Annotated in this window: 14 protein-coding genes and 1 riboswitch; of the genes, 2 read left to right on the top strand and 12 right to left on the bottom strand. The window is 45.4% G+C overall.

Annotation, left to right across the window (positions count from 1 at the left end; genetic code table 11):
* Positions 1-356: 356 nt before the first annotated feature.
* From rsmI to MSA64_RS02880, 9 genes are all read right to left on the bottom strand, one after another.
* Entirely contained in the window at positions 357-1,202 is an 846-nt protein-coding gene (gene rsmI / locus MSA64_RS02840; RefSeq protein WP_118619220.1) for a 16S rRNA (cytidine(1402)-2'-O)-methyltransferase, read from the bottom strand.
* Between the two features lie 15 nt (positions 1,203-1,217).
* Complete coding sequence (locus MSA64_RS02845; RefSeq protein ID WP_022171840.1) at positions 1,218-1,958, bottom strand: tRNA1(Val) (adenine(37)-N6)-methyltransferase; 741 nt, start codon at positions 1,956-1,958, stop codon at positions 1,218-1,220.
* A 15-nt stretch (positions 1,959-1,973) separates the two neighbouring features.
* On the bottom strand, positions 1,974-2,855 hold the full coding sequence (locus MSA64_RS02850) for a PSP1 domain-containing protein (RefSeq protein WP_154431485.1): 882 nt from the start codon (positions 2,853-2,855) through the stop codon (positions 1,974-1,976).
* Between the two features lies 1 nt (position 2,856).
* The gene (gene holB / locus MSA64_RS02855; protein WP_022171842.1) at positions 2,857-3,846 is read right to left on the bottom strand and encodes a DNA polymerase III subunit delta'; all 990 of its coding nucleotides are present in this window, start codon (positions 3,844-3,846) and stop codon (positions 2,857-2,859) included.
* A 140-nt stretch (positions 3,847-3,986) separates the two neighbouring features.
* A complete protein-coding gene (locus MSA64_RS02860; protein ID WP_154431486.1) occupies positions 3,987-4,568 on the bottom strand; it encodes a guanylate kinase in 582 nt (193 codons plus the stop codon).
* 522 nt (positions 4,569-5,090) lie between these two features.
* Entirely contained in the window at positions 5,091-6,278 is a 1,188-nt protein-coding gene (metK, locus tag MSA64_RS02865) for a methionine adenosyltransferase (protein WP_022171844.1), read from the bottom strand.
* 150 nt (positions 6,279-6,428) lie between these two features.
* Positions 6,429-6,526: riboswitch (SAM riboswitch) on the bottom strand.
* 101 nt (positions 6,527-6,627) lie between these two features.
* The gene (locus MSA64_RS02870; protein WP_154431487.1) at positions 6,628-8,013 is read right to left on the bottom strand and encodes an MATE family efflux transporter; all 1,386 of its coding nucleotides are present in this window, start codon (positions 8,011-8,013) and stop codon (positions 6,628-6,630) included.
* Between the two features lie 263 nt (positions 8,014-8,276).
* Positions 8,277-9,392 carry a glucose-1-phosphate adenylyltransferase subunit GlgD gene (gene glgD / locus MSA64_RS02875; RefSeq protein WP_287890457.1) on the bottom strand — a complete coding sequence of 372 codons (1,116 nt, stop codon included), beginning with the start codon at positions 9,390-9,392 and terminating at the stop codon, positions 8,277-8,279.
* 1 nt (position 9,393) lies between these two features.
* Positions 9,394-10,533, bottom strand: coding sequence for a glucose-1-phosphate adenylyltransferase (locus MSA64_RS02880; protein ID WP_154431488.1), 1,140 nt, complete (start codon positions 10,531-10,533; stop codon positions 9,394-9,396).
* Between the two features lie 363 nt (positions 10,534-10,896).
* Here MSA64_RS02880 and MSA64_RS02885 point away from each other — a divergent pair, with 363 nt between their 5' ends.
* Both MSA64_RS02885 and MSA64_RS02890 read left to right on the top strand, forming a co-directional pair.
* Positions 10,897-12,390: a sensor histidine kinase gene (locus tag MSA64_RS02885; RefSeq protein ID WP_154431489.1), complete on the top strand. Its 1,494-nt coding sequence runs from the start codon at positions 10,897-10,899 to the stop codon at positions 12,388-12,390.
* Complete coding sequence (locus MSA64_RS02890; protein ID WP_022171849.1) at positions 12,383-13,072, top strand: response regulator transcription factor; 690 nt, start codon at positions 12,383-12,385, stop codon at positions 13,070-13,072. Before MSA64_RS02885 ends, MSA64_RS02890 begins: the two co-directional genes overlap by 8 nt.
* A gap of 718 nt (positions 13,073-13,790) precedes the next feature.
* Here the strand turns inward: MSA64_RS02890 and MSA64_RS02895 are convergent.
* The 3 genes from MSA64_RS02895 to bglX all read right to left on the bottom strand — a co-directional run bounded on the left by MSA64_RS02895 (position 13,791) and on the right by bglX (position 22,137).
* Entirely contained in the window at positions 13,791-16,253 is a 2,463-nt protein-coding gene (locus tag MSA64_RS02895; protein ID WP_118576490.1) for a glycogen/starch/alpha-glucan phosphorylase, read from the bottom strand.
* 156 nt (positions 16,254-16,409) lie between these two features.
* Positions 16,410-19,565, bottom strand: a complete 3,156-nt coding sequence (gene ileS / locus MSA64_RS02900; RefSeq protein ID WP_287890459.1) for an isoleucine--tRNA ligase — start codon at positions 19,563-19,565, stop codon at positions 16,410-16,412.
* A 352-nt stretch (positions 19,566-19,917) separates the two neighbouring features.
* Positions 19,918-22,137 (bottom strand): beta-glucosidase BglX, encoded by a 2,220-nt coding sequence (gene bglX, locus MSA64_RS02905; RefSeq protein WP_287890461.1) that lies wholly within the window; start codon positions 22,135-22,137, stop codon positions 19,918-19,920.
* Positions 22,138-22,445: the final 308 nt, after the last annotated feature.

The following is a 22,445-nucleotide window of genomic DNA, read 5'->3' on the forward strand; positions in this document are numbered from 1 at the left end:
CATCTCCCGAGGGGTTTTATTATATGTCAATAAAATGCATTATCATTTTTAAACTATATTCATTCATGTACAACTTTCATCCATCCTTTCCCCGCCATCAGGGACTGCCACAACCAAACTCTACATTCAAATAAAGATTCAGCCAGTGCACAGCCCTGTGTGAGAACAACAAGGGGGTGGAGGCATTTTGCGTGCCGCTTAGAGTGAGCTTTAAGATCCTCTGCCTACGTAGACTTTTGCGAGGGTCAGCTGACCCTCGTAAATATAGTCGTAGTTGGCAGATAGCTTAAAGTCGCTCTGCACGCTGCCTCCGCCCCCTTGTTGTTCTCACACCGGGCGTCCCCTTGCAACTACTCTTAAGAATTTTCCAGCAGGCCCTGATAAACCTCCCGTTTCGAGATCCCCCGGTCCTTCGCCACCATCTTCATAGCGTCCTTCCGTCCAATCCCCTGATCCTCATAGATCTTCATGTGTTCCTCCAGCGACATCTCTTCCCATGCCCGCTGCTTCTCCTCGATCATCTCTCTCCGGCTTCTGCCTTCCATCACGATCACACACTCTCCACGGGGATCCTCCTGCCGGTAATACTCCAGTGCATCCTCCAGCGTTGTAAGAAACGCCGTCTCATGTTTTTTCGTAAGCTCCCTGCAGATCGTCACCCTCCGGTTTCCGAGCGCAGCCACCAGCTCTTCCAGCGTCCGTACCAGCCGGTGCGGTGCTTCATAAAGAATCGTCGTTCTCGTCTCCTCTTTCAACTCCTCCAGAATCGCCTGTTTCTCCTTCTTATCCGTCGGCAGAAAAGCCTCGAACGCAAACCGTCTCGTCGATAATCCGGAGATCGTAAGCGCCGTGATACACGCAGCCGGACCCGGAAGCGAAGTGACCGGGATCCCTGCCTCATGGCACATCGCCACCAGTTCCTCTCCCGGATCAGAAATACCCGGTGTTCCTGCATCCGTGATCAGGGCGATCTGCTGTCCCTGCTGCATCAGACCGATCAGATAATGACCTTTATCGATCTTGTTATATTCATGATAACTGGTCATCGGCGTTGAAATCTCAAAATGATTCAACAGTTTGATACTGTTTCTCGTATCCTCCGCCGCGATCAGATCTACTTCTTTTAACGTCCGGATCACACGAAAGGTGATATCTTCCAGATTCCCGATCGGTGTCGCACACAAATACAATTTTCCTGCCATAGTATCGGTATCCTCCTATCTTCCATCCCCGTAAATTTCCCGGATTTCCTGTGTATACACGCCCGGCTTTTCATATACGATCAGCGGTTTTTCCACCGTGATCCTGGAATTACCTCCCAGAAGCCCTTCGATCAGAACCATATTCGGCTCCCGGTCCACATACGGATACACCAGACGCATCCGCTTCGGTTCCAGTTTGTATTGCATCATCAGTCCCATGATCTCTGCCAGACGAAACGGTCGATGCACCATATAGAATCGCCCCCGTGGCTTTAACAGCTGTGCCGTCTGAGAGATCACATCCTCCAACGTACACAAAACCTCATGTCGTGCAATTGCCTTGGGCAGATGAGGATTGGTCAGACCGTGATTGCCATGCATATACGGAGGATTGCAGGTAACTACCGAAAAAGAAGCCCTGCCAAAGATGGCAGTGGCTTCTTTGATATCTCCCGTTCTGATGGTAATCGCATCCTCCAGATGATTATACACCACACTGCGCCCTGCCATCTCAGCACTCTGCTCCTGAATCTCCAGACCGGTAAAATGCTCTCCCTGCGTCTTTGCTTTTAACAGAATAGGGATAATTCCCGTTCCGGTTCCCAGATCCAACGCCTGTTCCCCTTTCTTCACCCTGGCAAAGTCAGACAGCAGCACCGCATCGATTCCATAACAAAAATCCCTGGTATTCTGGATAATATGATAGCCATTTTGCAGATCATCCAAACGCTCATTTTCCTTCAATGGGATATTCATCTTTTTCTCCTGTCATTATTCCAGTTCCTTCATCATCTTCTGCTCTTCTTTGGAAAGCTTCATCTTCTCTTTCCGGCAGCATCCTCTGGAACGGAATTTTAACTCTTCTACTTTATACTCACGGATCTCTTTCTCATCGTTGACATCCATGATCACTTTTACCAGCTGACGAAGTACATTGACACTCTGTACCTCACCCTTGATACCTTCCGGTGTCATTACCTGATCTCCGATATTCGGCAACTGTTTGTTCAGATACTCGTATGTCTCCTGCTCATTTTTCAGGCAGCACATCAGACGGCCACAGACACCTGAGATCTTGGTCGGATTCAGTGACAGATTCTGCTCTTTCGCCATCTTGATCGATACCGGAGCAAATTCTGACAGATAGGTATGGCAGCACAGAGGGCGACCGCAGATACCGATACCTCCGAGAATCTTCGTCTCATCTCTCACACCGATCTGACGCAGCTCAATACGTGTTTTGAAGATCGCCGCCAGATCCTTTACCAGTTCACGGAAGTCGATTCTTCCGTCTGCGGTAAAATAAAAGAGAATCTTGTTGTTGTCAAAGGTATATTCCACATCGATCAACTTCATCTCCAGCTGATGCGCACGGATTTTCTTGACACAGACCTGATATGCTTCTTTCTCTTTTTTACGATTACTCTCTTCTTTGGCATCATCCTTCTGTGTAGCCATGCGGATCACATCTTTTAAAGGCTGTACCACCTGCCTGTCGTCTACTTCTTTCGGACCCAGTACCACTGTGCCGTATTCCACACCGCGGGCTGTCTCCACGATTACATGATCTCCCGGTTTCATCTGAAAACTCTTCGGATTGAAATAATAAATCTTTCCTACATTCCGAAACCGGACACCGATAATTTTTACCATTCTAGTTCTCCCTGATTGTCATGAAGAGCAGTTCCATAACCAGATCAAAATTTACATTGGAATGCAGACGCTCTCTGGCCTTTCCTATGGCATCTATAATATTCTCTATACCCTCATAGGAACTTTTCTTTGCTCTTTCTTTAATATAATTATACTGGTCTTTAAATATCAGACCATCTACTTCTTTTGTCGCCTTAAACAACAGTACATCCCGAAACCACATGGTAAACAGATCCAGATAATCGTAAATATTCTGTTTTTCCGCTGTCAGTTCTTTGATCATCTCCACCAGTTCGTACAGTTCCAGCTCATTGCTCTTTCTGAGAAGCCGGAAAGCTCTCTCCGCCATCTCGGCAAATTCCGTAGATTCTGCGATCTGTTTTGCTTTCCCGATATTTCCCTGGGCAAATGCCGCGTCGATCTGCGCCTGATAATCCGGCAGATGCATATGCTCCATCAGATATTCTTTCACATCACTCTCTTTCACCGGACGCAGATTCAAGGTCACGCACCGGGAAGAAATCGTAGGAAGCAGAGAATCCGCATTGCTGGTCAAAAGCAGGATCACCGCATAAGCCGGTGGCTCCTCGATGGTCTTTAACAATGCATTCTGCGCCTGCAGCGTCAGTTTTTCCGCTTCGTTCAGAATATAGATTTTATAAGGACCTGTATAAGGTTTGATGGATACATCATCAATCAGCTGGATACGAATATCCTCGATACCGATAGAATTCGGTTTCTCATGTGTGATCGTAATAATATCCGGGTGATTTTTGCTTAACGCTCTCTTACAGGAGTCACATTCCATACATGGATCTGTTCCATGCTTTTCACACTGCAGTGCCATGGCAAATGCAGAAGCCAACATCTTCTTTCCTGCTCCTACCTCACCGTTAAAAATATACGCATGTGAAACTTTCCCCATCTGAATGGCATTCTGTAAATGATTTACAACATCATCATGTCCAATAATCTCATGAAATCCTGCCATACAATCACCTCCTGTGTTCTTTTGTTTTCTGTGGTAATCTCCGGTTTTATCACCACAGGCTTCCACAGCTGCTTTTTTCACAATATCTCTGCGCAAAAGAATACTATATTATATTGTACTCTGTCTGCGGAATATCATTATTATAGCACACTCCTTAAATACTTTTCAATCTCAGAGTAGCCTCCCGCCCCGTCCATATTGGAAAATCTATGGGTGATTCCTGCCTGCCGGATCTTTTCCTCACTGAAATCCTGTGCATCTGCCAGAAATCTCCGGCACATTTCTTCGTATTTCGGTGCTTCCTGCGTCTCTTCCCTCGCGATCGCCCGCTTCAGGCGTTCTCCGTCTTCCACTTCTATATAAATGGGGCGGATCTTTTCCTCTCCATAATATGCCTTTAATTTTTCATAGGATTCCAGTGTTCCGATTCCCAGATAGCTTTTCTCTTCCAGATTCATATTATCCGCCGTAAAATACCGCCACAGCCCGTAAACCGTCTCATACCCCCGGTCTTCGATAATCTTTCCCTCTGCTTTCAGTTTCTGAAAATCCTCTTCCGTCACAAAATGGTACTCCCTGCCATCCAGTTCCCCGTCCCGGATCGGGCGGGTGGTGTAGATCACCAGACGTTCCAGAGAAAACTCCGGATTTCTTAAAAGGCGCTGATAAATCGTATCTTTTCCCGATGCGCTCTTTCCCATAATATAAAACAATTTGCCCATAATCAGCATTCTCTCTTTCTATTCACTCCCATCTATCTTACCAGACCACCGGAAACTCTTCCAGATATTTTAAACATTTCTTAAAAGAGTTTAGAAATCCTTTATCTCATTTCCATAAAATGGACACAAACTCCATGTATACTTACAGTATCAAAACAAAGAGGACGGCGGATGCAGATGATGACAGCCAGAGCCGGTGACAAAGACTGAACATCGTTGCCGGAATATTTTACAAACCCTGTGACTGTCGGACCTCGACAAAAAACAATTACCTTTTATATAGATTCGTGCAGCTGTTTGCACCAGCTGCCAAAACACTTTTTCATACTGCCGGGGCACTAAAACCCCGGCCCTCCCTTTTCTAATTATTGATATGCAATGCAAGTAAAACAAAATTGCCGCAGGAAGTTAAAATTCCTGCGGCAGTTTCGTTTCTCAATCGTAACGATTCAGTACCCTCGCGAAATACTGCCTACTGAATCGTTACTCTCAACCTTTATATTTACTCTGTGCAAAAATATCTTACAGATATTTTTTCAGGACATCTACTTTATCCAGTTTTTCCCACGGCAGATCCAGATCATTTCTTCCGAAATGTCCGTAAGCTGCAGTCTGTTTGTAGATCGGTCTTCTCAGATCCAGCATCTTAATGATTCCGGCCGGTCTCAGATCGAAGTTTTCACGGATGATCTCTACCAGTTTTTCATCGCTCACTTTACCGGTTCCTGCGGTGTCTACGTTGATGGAAGTCGGATGTGCCACACCGATCGCATAAGACAGCTGGATCTCACACTGGTCAGCCAGACCTGCTGCTACGATATTCTTTGCAACATAACGTGCTGCGTAAGCTGCGGAACGGTCAACTTTGGTGCAGTCTTTTCCGGAGAAAGCTCCACCACCGTGACGACCATATCCACCGTAAGTATCTACGATGATCTTTCTTCCTGTCAGACCACTGTCACCGTTTGGTCCGCCGATTACGAATCTTCCTGTCGGATTTACAAAGAATTTGGTATCTGCATCTACCATCTCTGCCGGAAGAACCTCATCGAAGACATATTTTTTGATATCTTCGTGGATCTGTTCCTGTGTTACATCCGGATCGTGCTGTGTGGACAGTACGACTGCATCCAGACGGTATGCTTTTCCGTTATCATCATATTCTACAGTTACCTGAGATTTTCCGTCCGGTCTCAGATAAGCCAGTGTGCCGTCTTTTCTTACCTTTGTCAGCTGTCTGGTCAGTTTGTGTGCCAGAGAGATGGCCAGCGGCATATATTCTTCTGTCTCGTTGGTTGCGAAACCGAACATCATACCCTGATCTCCTGCTCCGATGGCATCGATCTCTTCGTCAGACATTTTATGTTCTTTTGCTTCCAGCGCTTTGTCGACACCCATAGCGATATCGGTGGACTGCTCGTCGATGGCTGTGATCACACCACAGTTCTCTGAATCAAAACCGTATTTTCCTCTGTCATATCCGATCTCACGAACGGTATCTCTTACGATTTTCTGGATATCTACATATCCTTTTGTTGTGATCTCACCCATAACCAGTACCAGACCAGTGGTGATGGCTGTCTCGCAGGCTACACGGCTCATCGGATCCTGTTCCATCAGTGCGTCCAGGACTGCATCGGAAATCTGGTCACAGATTTTGTCCGGATGGCCTTCGGTTACAGATTCTGAAGTAAACAAACGTTTTTCCATTCTCATTCTCCTTTTTCTCTGGGGTTTACCCCTGGGTGCTTTTCTCCCGGGTTTATCGTTTAAGATAATGTCATATCGCATTTTCTTTCCAACGTATAATCTAAAAATGAGCCCGCCAAAAGCGGACTCAATACTTCGATATATCAAATCCCCTTATTGTTCGATTACTCGCTCAGGTAGGCACCTTCCGTATCCGGGGTTGCCGTGACTTCACAGATCCTATGTATCTCCATCACTCTGAATAAGAGAAAAGCTTTCTATACAATTTACGTCTAATAACATAACGCAGTTTTGCCTGTTCGTCAAGGGGGTAAACGGTGTCAGGCACCATAAAATTTTTATAAATAGGTCAAATCCTGATTTTCATCCACTTTCCGTTCCGGAACCGTATGCCGCTTAGCATCAGACGACAGAACTGATCCGCTACGATACCCATCCAGATTCCGTAGATTCCCCAGCCAACAATATAGCAACATATATACGAAACAGCCGTTCTCACAAAGGTAACGCTGATGGTAGAACTGATCATGGTGTACACCACATCGCCCGCGCCGCGCAGTGCTCCGGTGAATACCACCTGACAGATCTGGAACAGCACGATCACTATCAGAATCCGGCTGATCCTCGCACCGATCTCCACGATATGTGCTTCTGCAAAGAACAGTCCGAACAGCCACTTTCCGCAAAACAGATAGAACATGGACATAAAAACAGCCATCACAAGTGCCACTTTTTCACAGGTCATCCCGTGTCGCTTTGCCTCCTGCGGTTCTTTGCTTCCGAGACTCTGCCCGATCAGTGCCACGGCTGCCGCCTGCATACCATCACCGAAAGAGAACGACAGGCTCAGCGCATTCATTCCCACCTGATGTGCCGCCATCGCCGCCGTTCCCATGTCAGCTGCCATCACAGCGGTTGACATAAAACCGATACGCATCAGAATCTGCTCCACGAATGTACTGCTTGAAAGTTTTAAGATTATTTTTACCGATTCGAACCGTTTCCACAGCCCTTCTTTTATAATATACGGAATACTGAGGAAAGAATCCTTCCGAAACAGTGACATTACACTGATCGTACACCCCACAACCGTTCCAAGCACCGTCGCCAGTGCTGCTCCGCGAATCCCCAGTTTAGGGAATCCAAGATGACCGCCGATCAAAAGATAATTTCCAATAATATTGACGATGCTGGATATGGTGTTGGTATACATCGCGATTTTGGTGTTTCCTGCCCCTCTCTGTGCAGCATTGATCACCATGGATATAATATTAAAGATCATCCCACCCATAATAATCTGAAAATAAATCACCGCTCCGTCATGGGTATCCGGTGCGGATCCACACTTTTCCATCAGCCATCCTGCCAGACTCACACAGGCAACCGTGATGACCGCGCCGAAGAGAATCGTAAGAAGGATTGCCTCTGCCAGCGTTTCATTTGCTCTTCTTTTGTCTTTTTCTCCTGTTCGTCTGGCAACGATCGCGGCAATCGCCACGTTCATCGCAAAAAATAAAGACAGTCCGAGGAATTTTGGCTGTGTCGTCAGTCCCACCGAAGCCACTGCTTCCGAACCGAGTCCACTGACCATATAGACATCAATCATGCCCGCCAGCGAGATAAAAAAAGACTCAAAGACTGCCGGCCATGCGATTTTCAATACTTTCGTCAATTGCTTTTTCTGTTCCACCCATCCGTTTTTCCGGCTTTCGCCGGATACCGAGTGTCCTTCCATCTGCTCACTCCTTTTCTTTCTCATGTACTCTCGGAATCTTCATAAATTCAAAATTCAAACACTTCCGGAAAAATAATCGGAATAAAATAAGTAACAGAAGCTCTTTTTCTACCGATCGTTCAGTAGCAAAAGAGCTTCCGCTTTTCGTATGCATCTTCGTCACTTTCCCACAGAGATACGATTATTTACGTGATCAATAAACCATGGGATCTTTTGATCCGTGATCCTGCCACACAATCTGCATTATAATATCCTGTCTGTTCTTACAGCTTGTCTCCTCTGCGGATATAACCCGGTTTTTCCGTCTCTGCAATAATCTGATTGCTGTGGATCAGTTTCGCATGTTTGTCAATGACCATATTTTCCACATGCACATCTTTGCCGATCACTACGTCTGCATTTACCACACAGTTGCGGACAACCGCACCCTTCCTGATCTCACATCCACGTCCAATGATTGAATTTTCTACCATTCCTTCTATCAGACATCCATTGGAAATTACGGATGATTTTACATTGCTGCCTTCAAAATACTGGGTCGGGCAGGAATCGTTGGTACGGGTATAGACCGTCCACTCTTCATGAAACAGCTCTCTTGCTTTCCTGCGGTCAAGCAGTTCTTCGTTGGCATCAAAATAACTCTTGAGATCGGTCATTGCTGCAAAATAACCTCTGTGAGATACTCCACGGATATCCATCTCTCCACAGGATTCATTGAGTGCATCTGCCAGTGTATATACGGAAGACAGCTTGCGTCCTTTATCGATCAGATCCAGGAAGATCTCTTTTTTCATTACATAGGTGTCCATGAAAATATTTCTGTTTTTTACATTTCCGTGGTTTGGTTCCAGAGACAGCACACCTTTTTGTTTGTTCAGATTCAGCACCTGACAGTTCAGGAAATGATCTTTTGCATTGTCCACATTCTGATACATCAGTGTGATATCCGCACCGGATTCGATATGGTTCTGTAAAAATTCTTCGTAATCTGCAGTATAAACCATATAGCTTGGTACGATGACTACGTACTCTTCACTCATCTCCTCAATGGCATCCAGGTTTTCCACATAAGCTGCCAGATCCGTACTGTAAATACTATTTTCGTCTCCGTTTTCACAGAACAGAAGATTTAAATTGCCACGTTTGGAATTGATATTGTAGTGGCGTCCTGTTCCCAGATGTTCTACCAGGGAACGTGGCTTTCTGCGGATGTACACCTGAATGGAATCAATTCCACTGTTACTCATATTGGAAATCGGGAAGTCGATCACACGATATCTTCCGAGAAAAGAGATCGCTCCGGTCGGACGATAAGCCTGCATCGGATTCCCCTGTATATTATTGCCTGCGAAATTTACGATTCCAAATGCTCTACTCATCTTATTCTTCCCCCTTTACACGTTTTGCAACCAGTTCGATATTTTCACTGTCTGCACTGCCGACAATCGCATTCTTTCCGATCTTTACGTGGTCCGCAACAAGGGCGCGTGTTACAACTGCACCTTCTTCTACTTCCACACCCGGCATCAGTACACTGTCAATAATTTTTGCTCCCGGTGCTACTTTTGCTCCTGTAAACAGGACAGAGTTCTTAACCAGACCATCCACGATACATCCCTGTGTGATAAATGCTCTCTCTATACTCGCCTGCGCACCGATATACTGTGGCAGTGCATCGGTATCCTGGGTATAGATCTTCCAGGAACTGTCGGCAAGATCCAGTGCATTGTTCTTATCCAGCAGATCCATATTGGCTTCCCATAAGGAATCGATGGTTCCCACATCTTTCCAGTATCCTTTGAACTTATACGCATACAGTGTTTTCTGGTCTTCCAGCATTCTTGGGATGATGTCTTTTCCGAAATCATGGTTGGAATCCGGATCTTTCATATCAGCAAGAAGCATCTTCCGAAGCAGTTTCCAGTTAAAGATATAGATTCCCATGGATGCCAGATTGCTCTTAGGCTCCGCAGGTTTCTCCTCGAATTCTACGATTTTTCCGCCTTCTTCTGTATTCATGATACCAAAACGGCTTGCTTCTTTCATCGGAACCTCGATAACGGCGATGGTTGCATCTGCATGATGTTCTTTGTGGTAATCAAGCATCTCATCGTAGTCCATCTTGTAAATATGGTCACCCGAAAGAACCAGCAGATATTCCGGTGCATAGGTATCAATAAAGTCAATGTTCTGAGAAATAGCATCCGCAGTTCCTCTGTATACGTCCAGGTTTGCATCTGCTTTTTCCCGTGGTGGCAGAATATATACGCCGCTGTCTTTGGTATCCAGACCCCATCTTCTTCCTGCGGCTGCATAACTGTTCAGCAGGACGGATTCGTACTGAGTCAGTACGCCGACTACATCGATTCCACTGTTTGCACAGTTACTCAGTGGAAAATCAATGATCCGATATTTTCCGCCGTATGATACTGCAGGTTTGGCAACTTTTTTTGTCAGGTCATGAAGTCTGCTTCCTCTTCCTCCAGCCAGGATCATGGCCAACATGTTATTTTGCTTCATATGTAAGCCCTCTCTTTCATATTTCTGTGTCTATTATACTATTTTTTATGCTATTATGCTACATATTTCCAGAAGAAAACTGAATTTATTGAATGATTTTACCAAATTCTAACATTTATATTTTTATTTTTTAGAACATTCTTCTGTTTCTTTCCATCTCTCTTATGTTTTCTCCGCAGGCACAGACATTGCCGGGGTTTCTGTTTTTTCACGGCAGACACGGGAGGCTTTCTCATAATTTTACAGAATCTTTAGAATTATCCCACTTTGTTTAGATGAAAAAGCACATGCTATATGCTATACTTGATATATCATTATGGGTACTTCTGCCCGTCTATATCAAAACAGAAAACAGGTGAAACTATGAAACTGAAAAATCGTATGGTTATCTCATTTTTTGTGATCATTCTGGTTCCTCTGATTCTGACCGGTGTTGCAGTTACCGGTTTTACCATGTATCAGGTCTGGTCACTGGAAAAGAAATATGGAATCGAAGGGGTTACTTATGAAAATCTCTCCAACAATACCATGCTGTTGAGCAAAATGACGCAGAAAACATTCTCCACTCTCGAGAAAACAGCCTCTTCGGATCCGGAAAAGCTGGAGGAAACTTCTTATCTGAATTCGCTGAATCAGGATCTGACCGGGAAAAATGCTTATCTGCTGATCCGGAAGGGTAACGATATGTTTTACTGTGGTTCCCCGACACAGGATGAACTGCTCTTTTCCGAACTTCCGGAATACGGCGATCCTTCTGCCGACAATGACCGTGGGGTCTATATCGGTGCCGATGTGCAGTCCCTTATCAAGCAGGTGGATTTTACCTTTACTGACGGTGTCAAAGGAAGTGCGTTTATTATTTTCCATTCCAATTCCATGGTTCCTCAGTTAAAGAAGATCCTGCTGGATACTGTGTTTGTGATCATCCTGATCCTGATTCTCACTGCCCTGGGGCTTTGTACCTGGACATATCGCGGCGTAATGACTCCACTGACTCAGCTGAAGGAAGCAACAAAAAATATCAAGGAAGGCAATCTGGACTTTACAATTGAAAAAACAGGTGTGGATGAGATCGGAGATCTATGTGATGATTTTGAGGAAATGCGCAAACGCCTGAAGGAGTCTGCTGAAGAAAAAGTGGCATTTGACAAGGAAAATAAGGAACTGATCAGCAATATTTCCCATGATCTGAAGACACCGATCACAGCTGTCAAGGGTTATGTGGAAGGCATCATGGACGGCGTGGCAGACACGCCGGAGAAGATGGACCGATATATCCGCACCATCTATAATAAGGCAAATGAAATGGACCGGCTGATCAACGAACTGACCTTTTATTCCAAGATTGATACAAACCGGATCCCGTATACGTTCAACAAGATTCATATCAGTGATTATTTTGAAGACTGTGTAGATGAACTGAGTGTAGAACTGGACTCAAGCGGTATATCGCTGACATATTTCAATTATCTGGAAGAAGATGCGGTGGTAATTGCAGATGCAGAGCAGTTAAAACGTGTCATCAACAATATCATCAGCAATTCTCTGAAATATATGAACAAACCGAAAGGTGTGATCAATATCCGTCTGCGGGATGTAGGAGATTTTATTCAGATTGAAATTGAAGATAACGGAAAAGGAATCGCACAGAAGGATCTGGCAAATATTTTCGAGCGTTTCTACCGCACGGATGCTTCGAGAAATTCTTCTAAGGGCGGAAGCGGTATCGGTCTTTCTATCGTTAAAAAGATCATGGAAGATCACGGCGGCCAGGTCTGGGCAACAAGTAAAGAAGGCACAGGTACTACCATGTATCTGGCTTTGAGAAAATATCAGGAGGTACCTGTACATGAGTAAAATATTAATTATCGAAGATGAAGAAGCAATCGCAGATCTGGAAAAGGATTATCTGGAGCTGAGCGGGTTTGAAGTAGAGATCGAGCATCGGGGTGATGTCGGACTAAAACGTTCTCTGACAGAAGATTTTAATCTGGTGATCTTGGATCTGATGCTGCCGGAGATGAACGGGTTTGATATCTGCCGGGAGATCCGGGCACAGAAGAACACGCCGATCATTATGGTTTCTGCCAAGAAAGATGACATTGACAAGATCCGGGGACTTGGACTCGGAGCAGATGATTACATGACAAAACCTTTCAGTCCCAGTGAACTGGTGGCAAGAGTAAAAGCGCATCTGGCGCGGTATGAGCGGCTGATCGGATCGGGTGTACAGGAAAATGATATTATTGAGATCCGCGGGATCAAGATTGATAAGACAGCACGAAGAGTCTGGGTGAATGGAGAGGAAAAGAATTTTACCACCAAGGAATTCGATCTTCTGACCTTCCTGGCACAGAATCCGAACAGAGTGTTTACAAAGGATGAGTTATTCCGGGAAATCTGGGATATGGAGTCTGTGGGAGATATTGCTACGGTTACGGTGCATATTAAGAAGATCCGGGAGAAGATCGAGTTTAATACGGCAAAACCGCAGTATATTGAAACGATCTGGGGGGTTGGATATCGGTTTAAAGTTTGATAAAAGCATGGTTTGCTATTTTTACGGTACTGGCAAAGATCCGTCGAAGAAAGGCGCCCTCATGGAAAGCAGGCAGGGTCTGCGCTCGGTTTGAGCCTGTAGTCTCAAACTCGTGCTCGACAAGCTGCCAGCTTTCCATGAGGGCGCCTTTCTTCGACTGCGATTGTGGTGTGGAGAAGGTTGCGGTCGTAATTGTATAGATTTTCCATTTGCCAACGCACAGCAATCGGCTGACCGTTTCTGATCCAGGCAACACTTTGTGGGCGCTTAGGGGAAGCTTTGAAATCCAGCCCTTACGGAGACTTAGGCTCGAGCGCTCTCGCGAGAGTCTTAGTCGCAGTTAGGGATTAGTTCAAAGTTCCCCTGCCCACGTTGCCAGGATTAGAAACGATCAGCCGATTGCGTCCGTTCTATGTTATCTCTCTCCTCCCCCCAAAAGAGTAATTTTATCCCCTTAAAAATGCCCAACATCTGATAAATCAGTCCCCGCCAACGCACAGCGGCCGGATGACCGTTTCCGGTCCAGGCAACACTGTGTGGGCGCGTAAGGGAAGCTTTGAAATCCGACGCTTACGTAGACTTTTGCTTGGGTCAGCTGACCCAAGAAAATTATAGTCGGAGTTTGCGGCTAGTTCAAAGTTCCCCTGCCCACGTTGCCGGGACCGGAAACGGTCATCCGGCCGCGTCCGTCCTACAACATATGATTTACTAAATAAAATTACTCTTCAATCGTAACCTTATCCAGATGCCAGATCTCATCCACATACTGCTGAATCGTTCTGTCAGAAGAGAATTTACCTGCACTGGCAGTATTCAGAAGAGCCATCTTCGCCCATCCTTCGCTGTCTCTGTAAGCAGCTTCCACCTTCTTCTGTGCTTCTGCATAAGACTTGAAGTCTGCCAGGATAAAGTAAGTATCTGCACGATCACTGCAGTTTGTGTTCAGCAGAGAATCGTAGATCTCATGGAACATGTTGAAATCTCCGTTGGAGTAAGTTCCATTGATCAGCTGCATCAGTACGTTACGGATATCCGGATCGTTGTTGAAGTACTGCATTGGATCGTATCCGCCGTTGTTTTCGTAGTTGATAACCTGATCAGCGGTCAGACCGAAGATGAATGCATTCTCTGCACCAACTTCTTCTACGATTTCCACGTTTGCACCATCCATGGTTCCCAGAGTCGGTGCACCGTTCAGCATGAACTTCATATTACCGGTACCGGATGCCTCTTTACTTGCAGTGGATATCTGTTCGGAAACATCTGCTGCTGCGAAGATCAGTTCCGCATTGGATACACGGTAGTTTTCGATAAATACAACTTTCAGTTTACCATTGATAGAAGCATCGTTATTGATCACATCTGCAACGGAATTAATCAGTTTAATGGTCAGTTTTGCACGGCGATATCCGGCAGCTGCCTTTGCACCGAAGATGAATGTTCTTGGATAGAAATCCATTTCCGGATGTGCCTTGATCTCGTTGTACAGATACATAACGTGCAGAATATTCATCAGCTGACGTTTGTACTCATGCAGTCTCTTAACCTGAACATCGAAGATAGAATGAGGATTGACTTCGATTCCGTTGTGCTCCTGGATATATTTTGCCAGACGTACTTTGTTCTGATATTTGATATTCATGAACTCCTGCAAAGCTTTCTTGTCATCCACGTAAACTTTCAGTTTTGCCAGTTCCGGCAGATCGGTGATCCAGCCGTCACCGATGTGATCTGTAATCCAGTCAGCCAGCAACGGGTTCGCATGCATCAGGAAACGTCTCTGTGTGATACCGTTTGTCTTGTTGTTGAATTTCTCCGGATACATCTCGTAGAAATCTTTCAGTTCCTGTTTCTTCAGGATCTCTGTATGCAGTCTTGCAACACCGTTTACAGAATAACCGCCGGCGATTGCCAGATGAGCCATCTTCACCTGTCCGTCGTAGATGATAGCCATCTTCCGGATCTTTTCCTGATTTCCCGGATATTTGTTCTGGATCTCCAGGATAAATCTACGGTTGATCTCTTCGATGATCTGATATACACGAGGAAGCAGTTTGGAGAACAGCTCGATCGGCCATTTTTCCAGAGCTTCTGCCATGATGGTATGGTTGGTGTATGCACAGGTATGCGTTGTGATATCCCATGCTTCTTCCCAGGTCATTCCTTCTTCATCCAGCAGGATACGCATCAGTTCGGCAACCGTCATGGTCGGATGGGTATCGTTCAGCTGGAAGGTTACTTTCTTCGGCAGATCATGCAGATCGTCGTGGTTCTTTTTGAATTTTGCGATTGCTTCCTGGATACTTGCAGAAATGAAGAAATACTGCTGTTTCAGACGAAGCTCTTTACCTGCATAATGGTTATCGTTCGGGTACAGAACCTCTACGATATTCTTAGCCAGGTTTTCCTGTTCAACGGCTTTATGATATTCTCCCTTGTCAAACAGATCCAGACGGAAATCAGTGATCGGTTCTGCATCCCAGATTCTCAGAGTGTTGACGATCTTGTTATTGTAACCAACGATCGGCATATCGTAAGGAATAGCCATTACAGACTGATAACCTTCCTGGATGAACTGATTTCTTCCGGTAGCTGCATCATATTCCACGCGTACATATCCGCCGAATTTTACTTCTTTTGCATATTCCGGACGACGCAGTTCGAATGGATAACCATCTTTCAGCCAGTTATCCGGTACTTCTATCTGATAGCCGTCTTCGATTTTCTGTTTGAACAGACCATAGTGATAACGGATACCACAGCCATATGCACAGTATCCCAGAGTTGCCAGAGAATCCAGGAAACATGCTGCCAGTCTTCCCAGACCACCGTTACCCAGTGCCGGATCCGGCTCCTGATCTTCGATCACGTTCAGATCAAATCCCAGCTCGTCCAGTGCTTCCTTTACTTCTTTATATGCAGTCAGATTGATCAGATTATTACCCAGGGCACGACCCATCAGAAACTCCATGGAAAGATAATATACGATCTTCGGATCATCTTTCTCATACTGTTTTTGAGTTGCCAGCCAGTTATCGATAATAACATCTTTTACAGCCAGAGAAACGGCCTGGAAGATCTGCTGCTGTGTTGCTTCATCGATTGTCTTACGGTAAAGCATCTTTACGTTTTCTTTGACCGCTTTTTTAAACTCTTCTTTTTTGAAATGACTGTCTAACATTGGAAACCTCCTCATTTGCAATGATATTTATAATGATACAGAAAGCAAACAGATCCTGTATCATGAAAAAAGGGGCTGATACATTTGTACCCGCCCCCTGATCCACATACTTTGTTACAATTTGCTAATTGTAAAGGTACTGAATTTTCAATACAACTAATTCATTTTCTCAACTCCCAGTGTTACTTCCTGGGAATTGATATTCCAGGATTTTACATAACCCTGAGCAGTATCGGTAAGCAGCTTCTCTGCCAATACCTCTGCCTGAATCTCTTCCGCATGTGCCTTCATAATGTCTTCAATTACTTTGTTGTCTTTCACATACACCTGGATCTTATCCATTACTTCAAAGCCAGCTTCTTTTCGCATGGTCTGGATCTTGCTGATGATCTCTCTTACGAAACCTTCTTCGATCAGTTCCGGAGTCAGATTGGTATCCAGAACAACTGCGATATCGTTGTCAGACTCGGTTACATAACCTTCCATCTGTGCAGTTTCGATCAGCAAATCCCCTTCTGATAATACAACTTCATTACCGTCGATGTCAAGTTTTAACTCGCCGTTTGCACGAAGCTCAGCCATGGCTTTGTTTCCGTCAAGTTCGCTTAATGCTTTACGGATACCGTTTAACAGTTTTCCGTATTTCGGTCCTACGGTCTTCAGCTGCGGTTTGAAGCTGTAAGAAATAAAGTTTTCGATGTTATCGGTGAATTTTACTTCTTTTACATTCAGCTCGTCTGCGATGATCGCGGTAAAGTATTCGGACAATCCGTACGGAGCTTTTACATACATGGCTGCGATCGGCTGACGGTTCTTGATGTTTGCAGTATTTCTGCAGGCACGGCCCATAACAACCACATTCAGCAGGTGGTCCATATTTGCTTCCAGATCTTTGTCGATCCATTCTTTGTTGGCAACCGGGAAGTCACACAGATGAATGCTTTCCGGAGCATCTTTATCGATGCTTCTTACCAGGTTCTGGTAGATATCTTCGGTCATGAACGGAATCATCGGAGCAGCAACTTTGGAGATGGTTACCAGAGAAGTGTACAGTGTCATATAGGCATTGATCTTATCCTGTTCCATTCCTTTCGCCCAGAAACGTTCACGGCTTCGTCTTACATACCAGTTACTCATATCATCTACGAATTCCTGCAGTGCTCTTGCAGCTTCCGGGATCCGGTAGTTGTTCAGGTTGTCGTCTACGGTCTGGATCACGGTATTCAGTTTGGACAGCAGCCATTTGTCCATAACGGACAACTTATCATAATCCAGGGTGTATTTTGTTGCATCGAACTCATCGATATTTGCATAGAGTACAAAGAACGCATAGGTATTCCACAGAGTACTCATGAATTTTCTCTGACCTTCCTGTACCGCTTTTCCATGGAAACGGTTCGGCAGCCACGGTGCACTGTTGATATAGAAGTACCAGCGGATCGCATCTGCCCCGTATGTCTGCAGTGCATCGAACGGATCTACCGCATTTCCTTTGGACTTACTCATCTTCTGACCATTTTCATCCTGTACATGACCCAGTACGATAACGTTCTGGTACGGAGCCTTGTTGAATAACAGGGTGGATTCCGCCAGCAGAGAGTAGAACCATCCACGGGTCTGGTCTACTGCTTCTGAGATAAACTGTGCCGGGAACTGCTGTTCAAAAAGTTCTTTATTTTCAAATGGATAATGATGCTGTGCAAATGGCATTGCTCCTGAGTCGAACCAGCAGTCGATAACTTCCGGTACTCTGTGCATCGGTTTTCCACATTCCGGGCATTTGATGGTGATGTCATCGATGTACGGACGATGGAGTTCTACGGTTTTTGCACGCTCGTCACCGCTCATCTCATACAGTTCTTCTCTGCTTCCCACAGAATGCTGGCATCCGCACTCACATTCCCAGATATTCAGAGGAGTTCCCCAGTAACGGTTTCTGGAAATACCCCAGTCCTGCACATTCTCCAGCCAGTCGCCGAAACGACCTTTACCGATGCTTTCCGGGATCCAGTTGATGGTATTGTTGTTACGGATCAGATCATCTTTTACCGCTGTCATCTTGATAAACCAGGATTCTCTTGCATAATAGATCAGTGGTGTATCACAACGCCAGCAGTGTGGATATTCATGCTCGAATTTCGGAGCTTCGAAGAGTTTTCCTTCTTTGTCCAGATCCACCAGAACTTTCGGATCAGCATCTTTTACAAAGATATCTGCATACGGAGTTTCTTTGGTCAGATGACCTTTTCCATCTACAAACTGTACGAACGGCAGATTATAGTTGCGTCCGATACGGCTGTCATCTTCACCGAAAGCCGGTGCGATATGAACGATACCGGTACCATCGCTCATGGTTACGTAAGTATCACAGGTAACAAAATGTGCTTTCTTTTTCTGTTTTGCTGCTGCTTCGCCTGCGCATGCATACAGCGGTTCGTATTCTTTGTATTCCAGATCTTTTCCTGTATATTTCTCAAGAACTTCGTAAGCCGGTTTCTCTTCGTCTCCCAGTTTGCCAAGCACTTTGTCCAACAAGGCTTCTGCCATGTAATAGGTGTATCCGTCAGCTGCCTTTACTTTACAGTAAGTCTCATCCGGGTTCACACACAGTGCCACGTTGGAAGGCAGTGTCCACGGAGTTGTGGTCCATGCCAGGAAAGAAGCATCTTCGCCGATCACTTTAAAGCGAACGATCGCGGAGCGTTCTTTTACGGTTTTGTATCCCTGAGATACTTCCTGTGCAGAAAGCGGTGTTCCACAACGCGGACAGTAAGGTACGATCTTGAATCCTTTATATAACAGACCTTTGTCCCAGATCTGTTTCAGTGCCCACCACTCAGACTCGATAAAATTATCATCATAAGTTACATATGGATGCTCCATATCAGCCCAGAAACCTACCGTAGAAGAAAAATCTTCCCACATGCCTTTGTATTTCCAGACACTTTCTTTACACTGCTGGATAAATGGTTCCATACCATATTCTTCGATCTGTTCTTTTCCGTCCAGCCCCAGTTTCTTTTCTACTTCCAGCTCTACCGGAAGACCATGGGTATCCCAGCCTGCTTTTCTCGGTACCATGTATCCTTTCATGGTACGGTAACGTGGGATCATATCCTTGATGACACGGGTCAGTACGTGACCGATATGCGGTTTTCCGTTTGCTGTCGGCGGTCCGTCATAAAATGTGTAGGTTTCTCCCTGTTTTCTCTGTTCCATACTTTTTTCAAAAATATGATTTTCCTTCCAGAACTGTTCTGTCTTTTTCTCTCTGTCCACAAAGTTCAGATTGGTTGACACTTTCTGATACATCTCAGAATCCTCCTTTATTATTTTCAAAAGCGGTTTGTTATACTTCTTCCTGTAAATTCAAAAAGCCTTCGTCCCTGTAACAGGACGAAGGCTACATTACCATCGTTATACCACCTCTTACAATGTACGGGCTCTTCACCGATACACCTTCCCTTTAACGGCGGAACAACCGGCATCTCCTACTGCCCGCAGGTTTCAGAGTGCAACTCAGGAGTGATGTTCATCTGACCGACCGGCACCGGGCTTCCACCTCCCCCGGCTCGCTGAGGCTTTCAGGCACAGACTACTGTCTCCGTCTTCGTTTTTACTAACCCTCATTATATATACCTGGCAAAGTGGTTGTCAAGGAATTTTACTGTTTTTCAAGGGTAAATTTCGCTTTATTTGTTGTTGTACTGTCCGTACCGATAAAAATTTCGAAAATACCTGCTTCACTCTCAAAAATATTATTTTCACTCAGGAAACAAAGCTGTGGTTCCGTAATGGTAAATTCCACTCTTGCCTCTTCTTCCGGCTGCAGGGTAACTTTCCGGAAATCTTTCAGTTCTTTAACCGGTCGTACCACGCTTGCGGCAACGTCATGGAGATACAGCTGGATGGTTTCGGTTCCGGCACAGGTGCCTGTATTTTTTACGGTTACCGCTGCCCGGATGCTTTCTCCGTCTTTCATGCTGTCTTTGTCCAGAGAAACTTCCGAAACAGTAAAGGTCGTATAGCTCAGCCCGTAGCCGAACGGATACAGCGGTGCGTTCGGGATGTCCAGATATTTGGAACGAAAACGATCCTTGTCTTTGCCTTCCACATGGGGACGGCCGGTGGCATATTCGTTATAATGAACCGGAACCTGTCCCACACAGTACGGGAAACTCATCGGCAGTTTTCCGGTCGGGTTGTATGCACCGTACAGAACATCTGCGATCGCTCCGGCTCCCTCTGTGCCGGGCATCCATACTTCCAGAATGGCTTTTGCTTTCGCCTTGATGTCGCGGATATCTAACGGACGTCCGGAGAACAGGACCACGACGATGTTGTCATTGACTTCTGCTACCCGATCCAGTAATTTCTGCTGAATCTCCGGAATCTGAATATTCGCATTACTGGTTGCCTCTCCTGACTGCAGACGGTCTTCACCGATACAGAGGACTACTTTTTTGGCTCCGGCTGCTGCCTTTACTGCCTCTTCCAACATCTGTGCCTCTTCCTGCGGTGTACAGGAAGATTCCTGTGTTCCCTCGGTGAATCCTTCCAGAACCACATCCGCGCCAAGCATCGGGGAACCCTGTGCAAAGACTACATTTTCTGCCAGATTTTCCTGTTTCAGCGCTTCCCTGATTGTTTTTACATCTTTCGCCTCTCCGATGATCGACCAGGATCCCATCAGATTTCTGGTGTTTACATAAGGTCCGATATATGCTGTTTTTTCCGTTTTCTTTAGCGGCAGTATCTGTTCTTCATTTTTCAGCAGAACAAAGGATTTTCTTGCTGCTTCTCTTGCCAGTCTGCGGTGTTCTTCACATAGGATCACCTGTTTTTCCTTTTCTTCATCCGCATCTTTATACGGATGTTCGAACAGTCCCAGTTTATTTTTCAGCTCCAGTATCCGCATACAGCACTCGTCTATCAGTTCTTCCGAAATCGTTCCTTCCTTCACCAGACGGCACAGGTTATCGCTGTAGATTCCTGCCATCATATCGATATCCACACCGGCTTTTACCGCACGGATTGCAGCCTCTTCTTTATCTGCACAGTATCCGTGATAAATCATCTCTTCGATCGCAGCCCAGTCAGAGATCAATACACCGTCAAATCCCAGTTCATCGCGGAGAATATTCCGCATCAGCTTTTTACTGCCCGTGGCCGGTACACCGTTCAGCGTATTAAAGGATGTCATCACAAGCGCAGCTTTCGCATCGATCCCGGCCTTGTAGGACGGCAGATAGAACTCACGGAAGGTATGCTCGGATAACTCTACCGTGTTATAATCTCTTCCGGCTGTCGGTGCACCGTATCCTGCAAAATGTTTCACGCAGGCACCGATCCGGTATTCCTCACGCAGATCCTCTCCCTGGAAACCGCGTACCATACTCTCACAGAACAGTCCATTCAAATACGGATCCTCCCCGGTGGACTCCATCACGCGTCCCCATCTGGCATCACGTACCAGGTCTGTCATCGGGGCAAAGGTTACATGCAGGCCGCTGACAGCAGCCTCTTTTGCTGCGACAGCAGCACATTTTTCTGAAATTTCCGGTTCAAAGGTTGCTCCCTGAGCCAGCGGGATTGGAAATACCGTCTTGTATCCGTTGATGATATCCAGCATAAATAACAGCGGAATATGATGTGGATGTTTTTCCATGTAGGCTTTCTGGATCTTTTTTACATTCTCCGCACCCATCGATCCGATAACAGATCCGGACAGTGCGATATTTTCCTCTGTAAATCCCATCTCTGCCATCGGTCCTGTGATCACCGTATCGTCTGCAAAGAATCCGCCGACCACCTGGCTCATCTGATTGACTTTTTCTTCCAGGGACATATCATTTAATAAAACGATTAACTGCTCTTTTGTCATCGTTCTTCTCCTTATTGCGTCTTTGTAGTATTGGTTTTATTCTCTATAAGTTTACATAATGTTATTCTTAAATATCTTACTGTTTCTGATACAACCATATATTTTATATCCACTATATAACACTCTGCCACTGTTTTGCAAGTCCCGTTCAGATACATTTTCTGTTACTGTGTACTGTACCCATTTCTTACAACCCGACGGATTCCAGGTTTTTTGTCGTATTTTGTCCATGGCTGTGGTATAATAGTTGAAATCAGGGTCTGCAGACCCTGTATTTTATAATGCAAAAATGGAAATCAAAGGAGTTT

Origin of the sequence: Oliverpabstia sp. (assembly GCF_022785585.1) — a bacterium.
GTDB classification, from domain to species: Bacteria; Bacillota; Clostridia; order Lachnospirales; family Lachnospiraceae; genus Oliverpabstia; species Oliverpabstia intestinalis.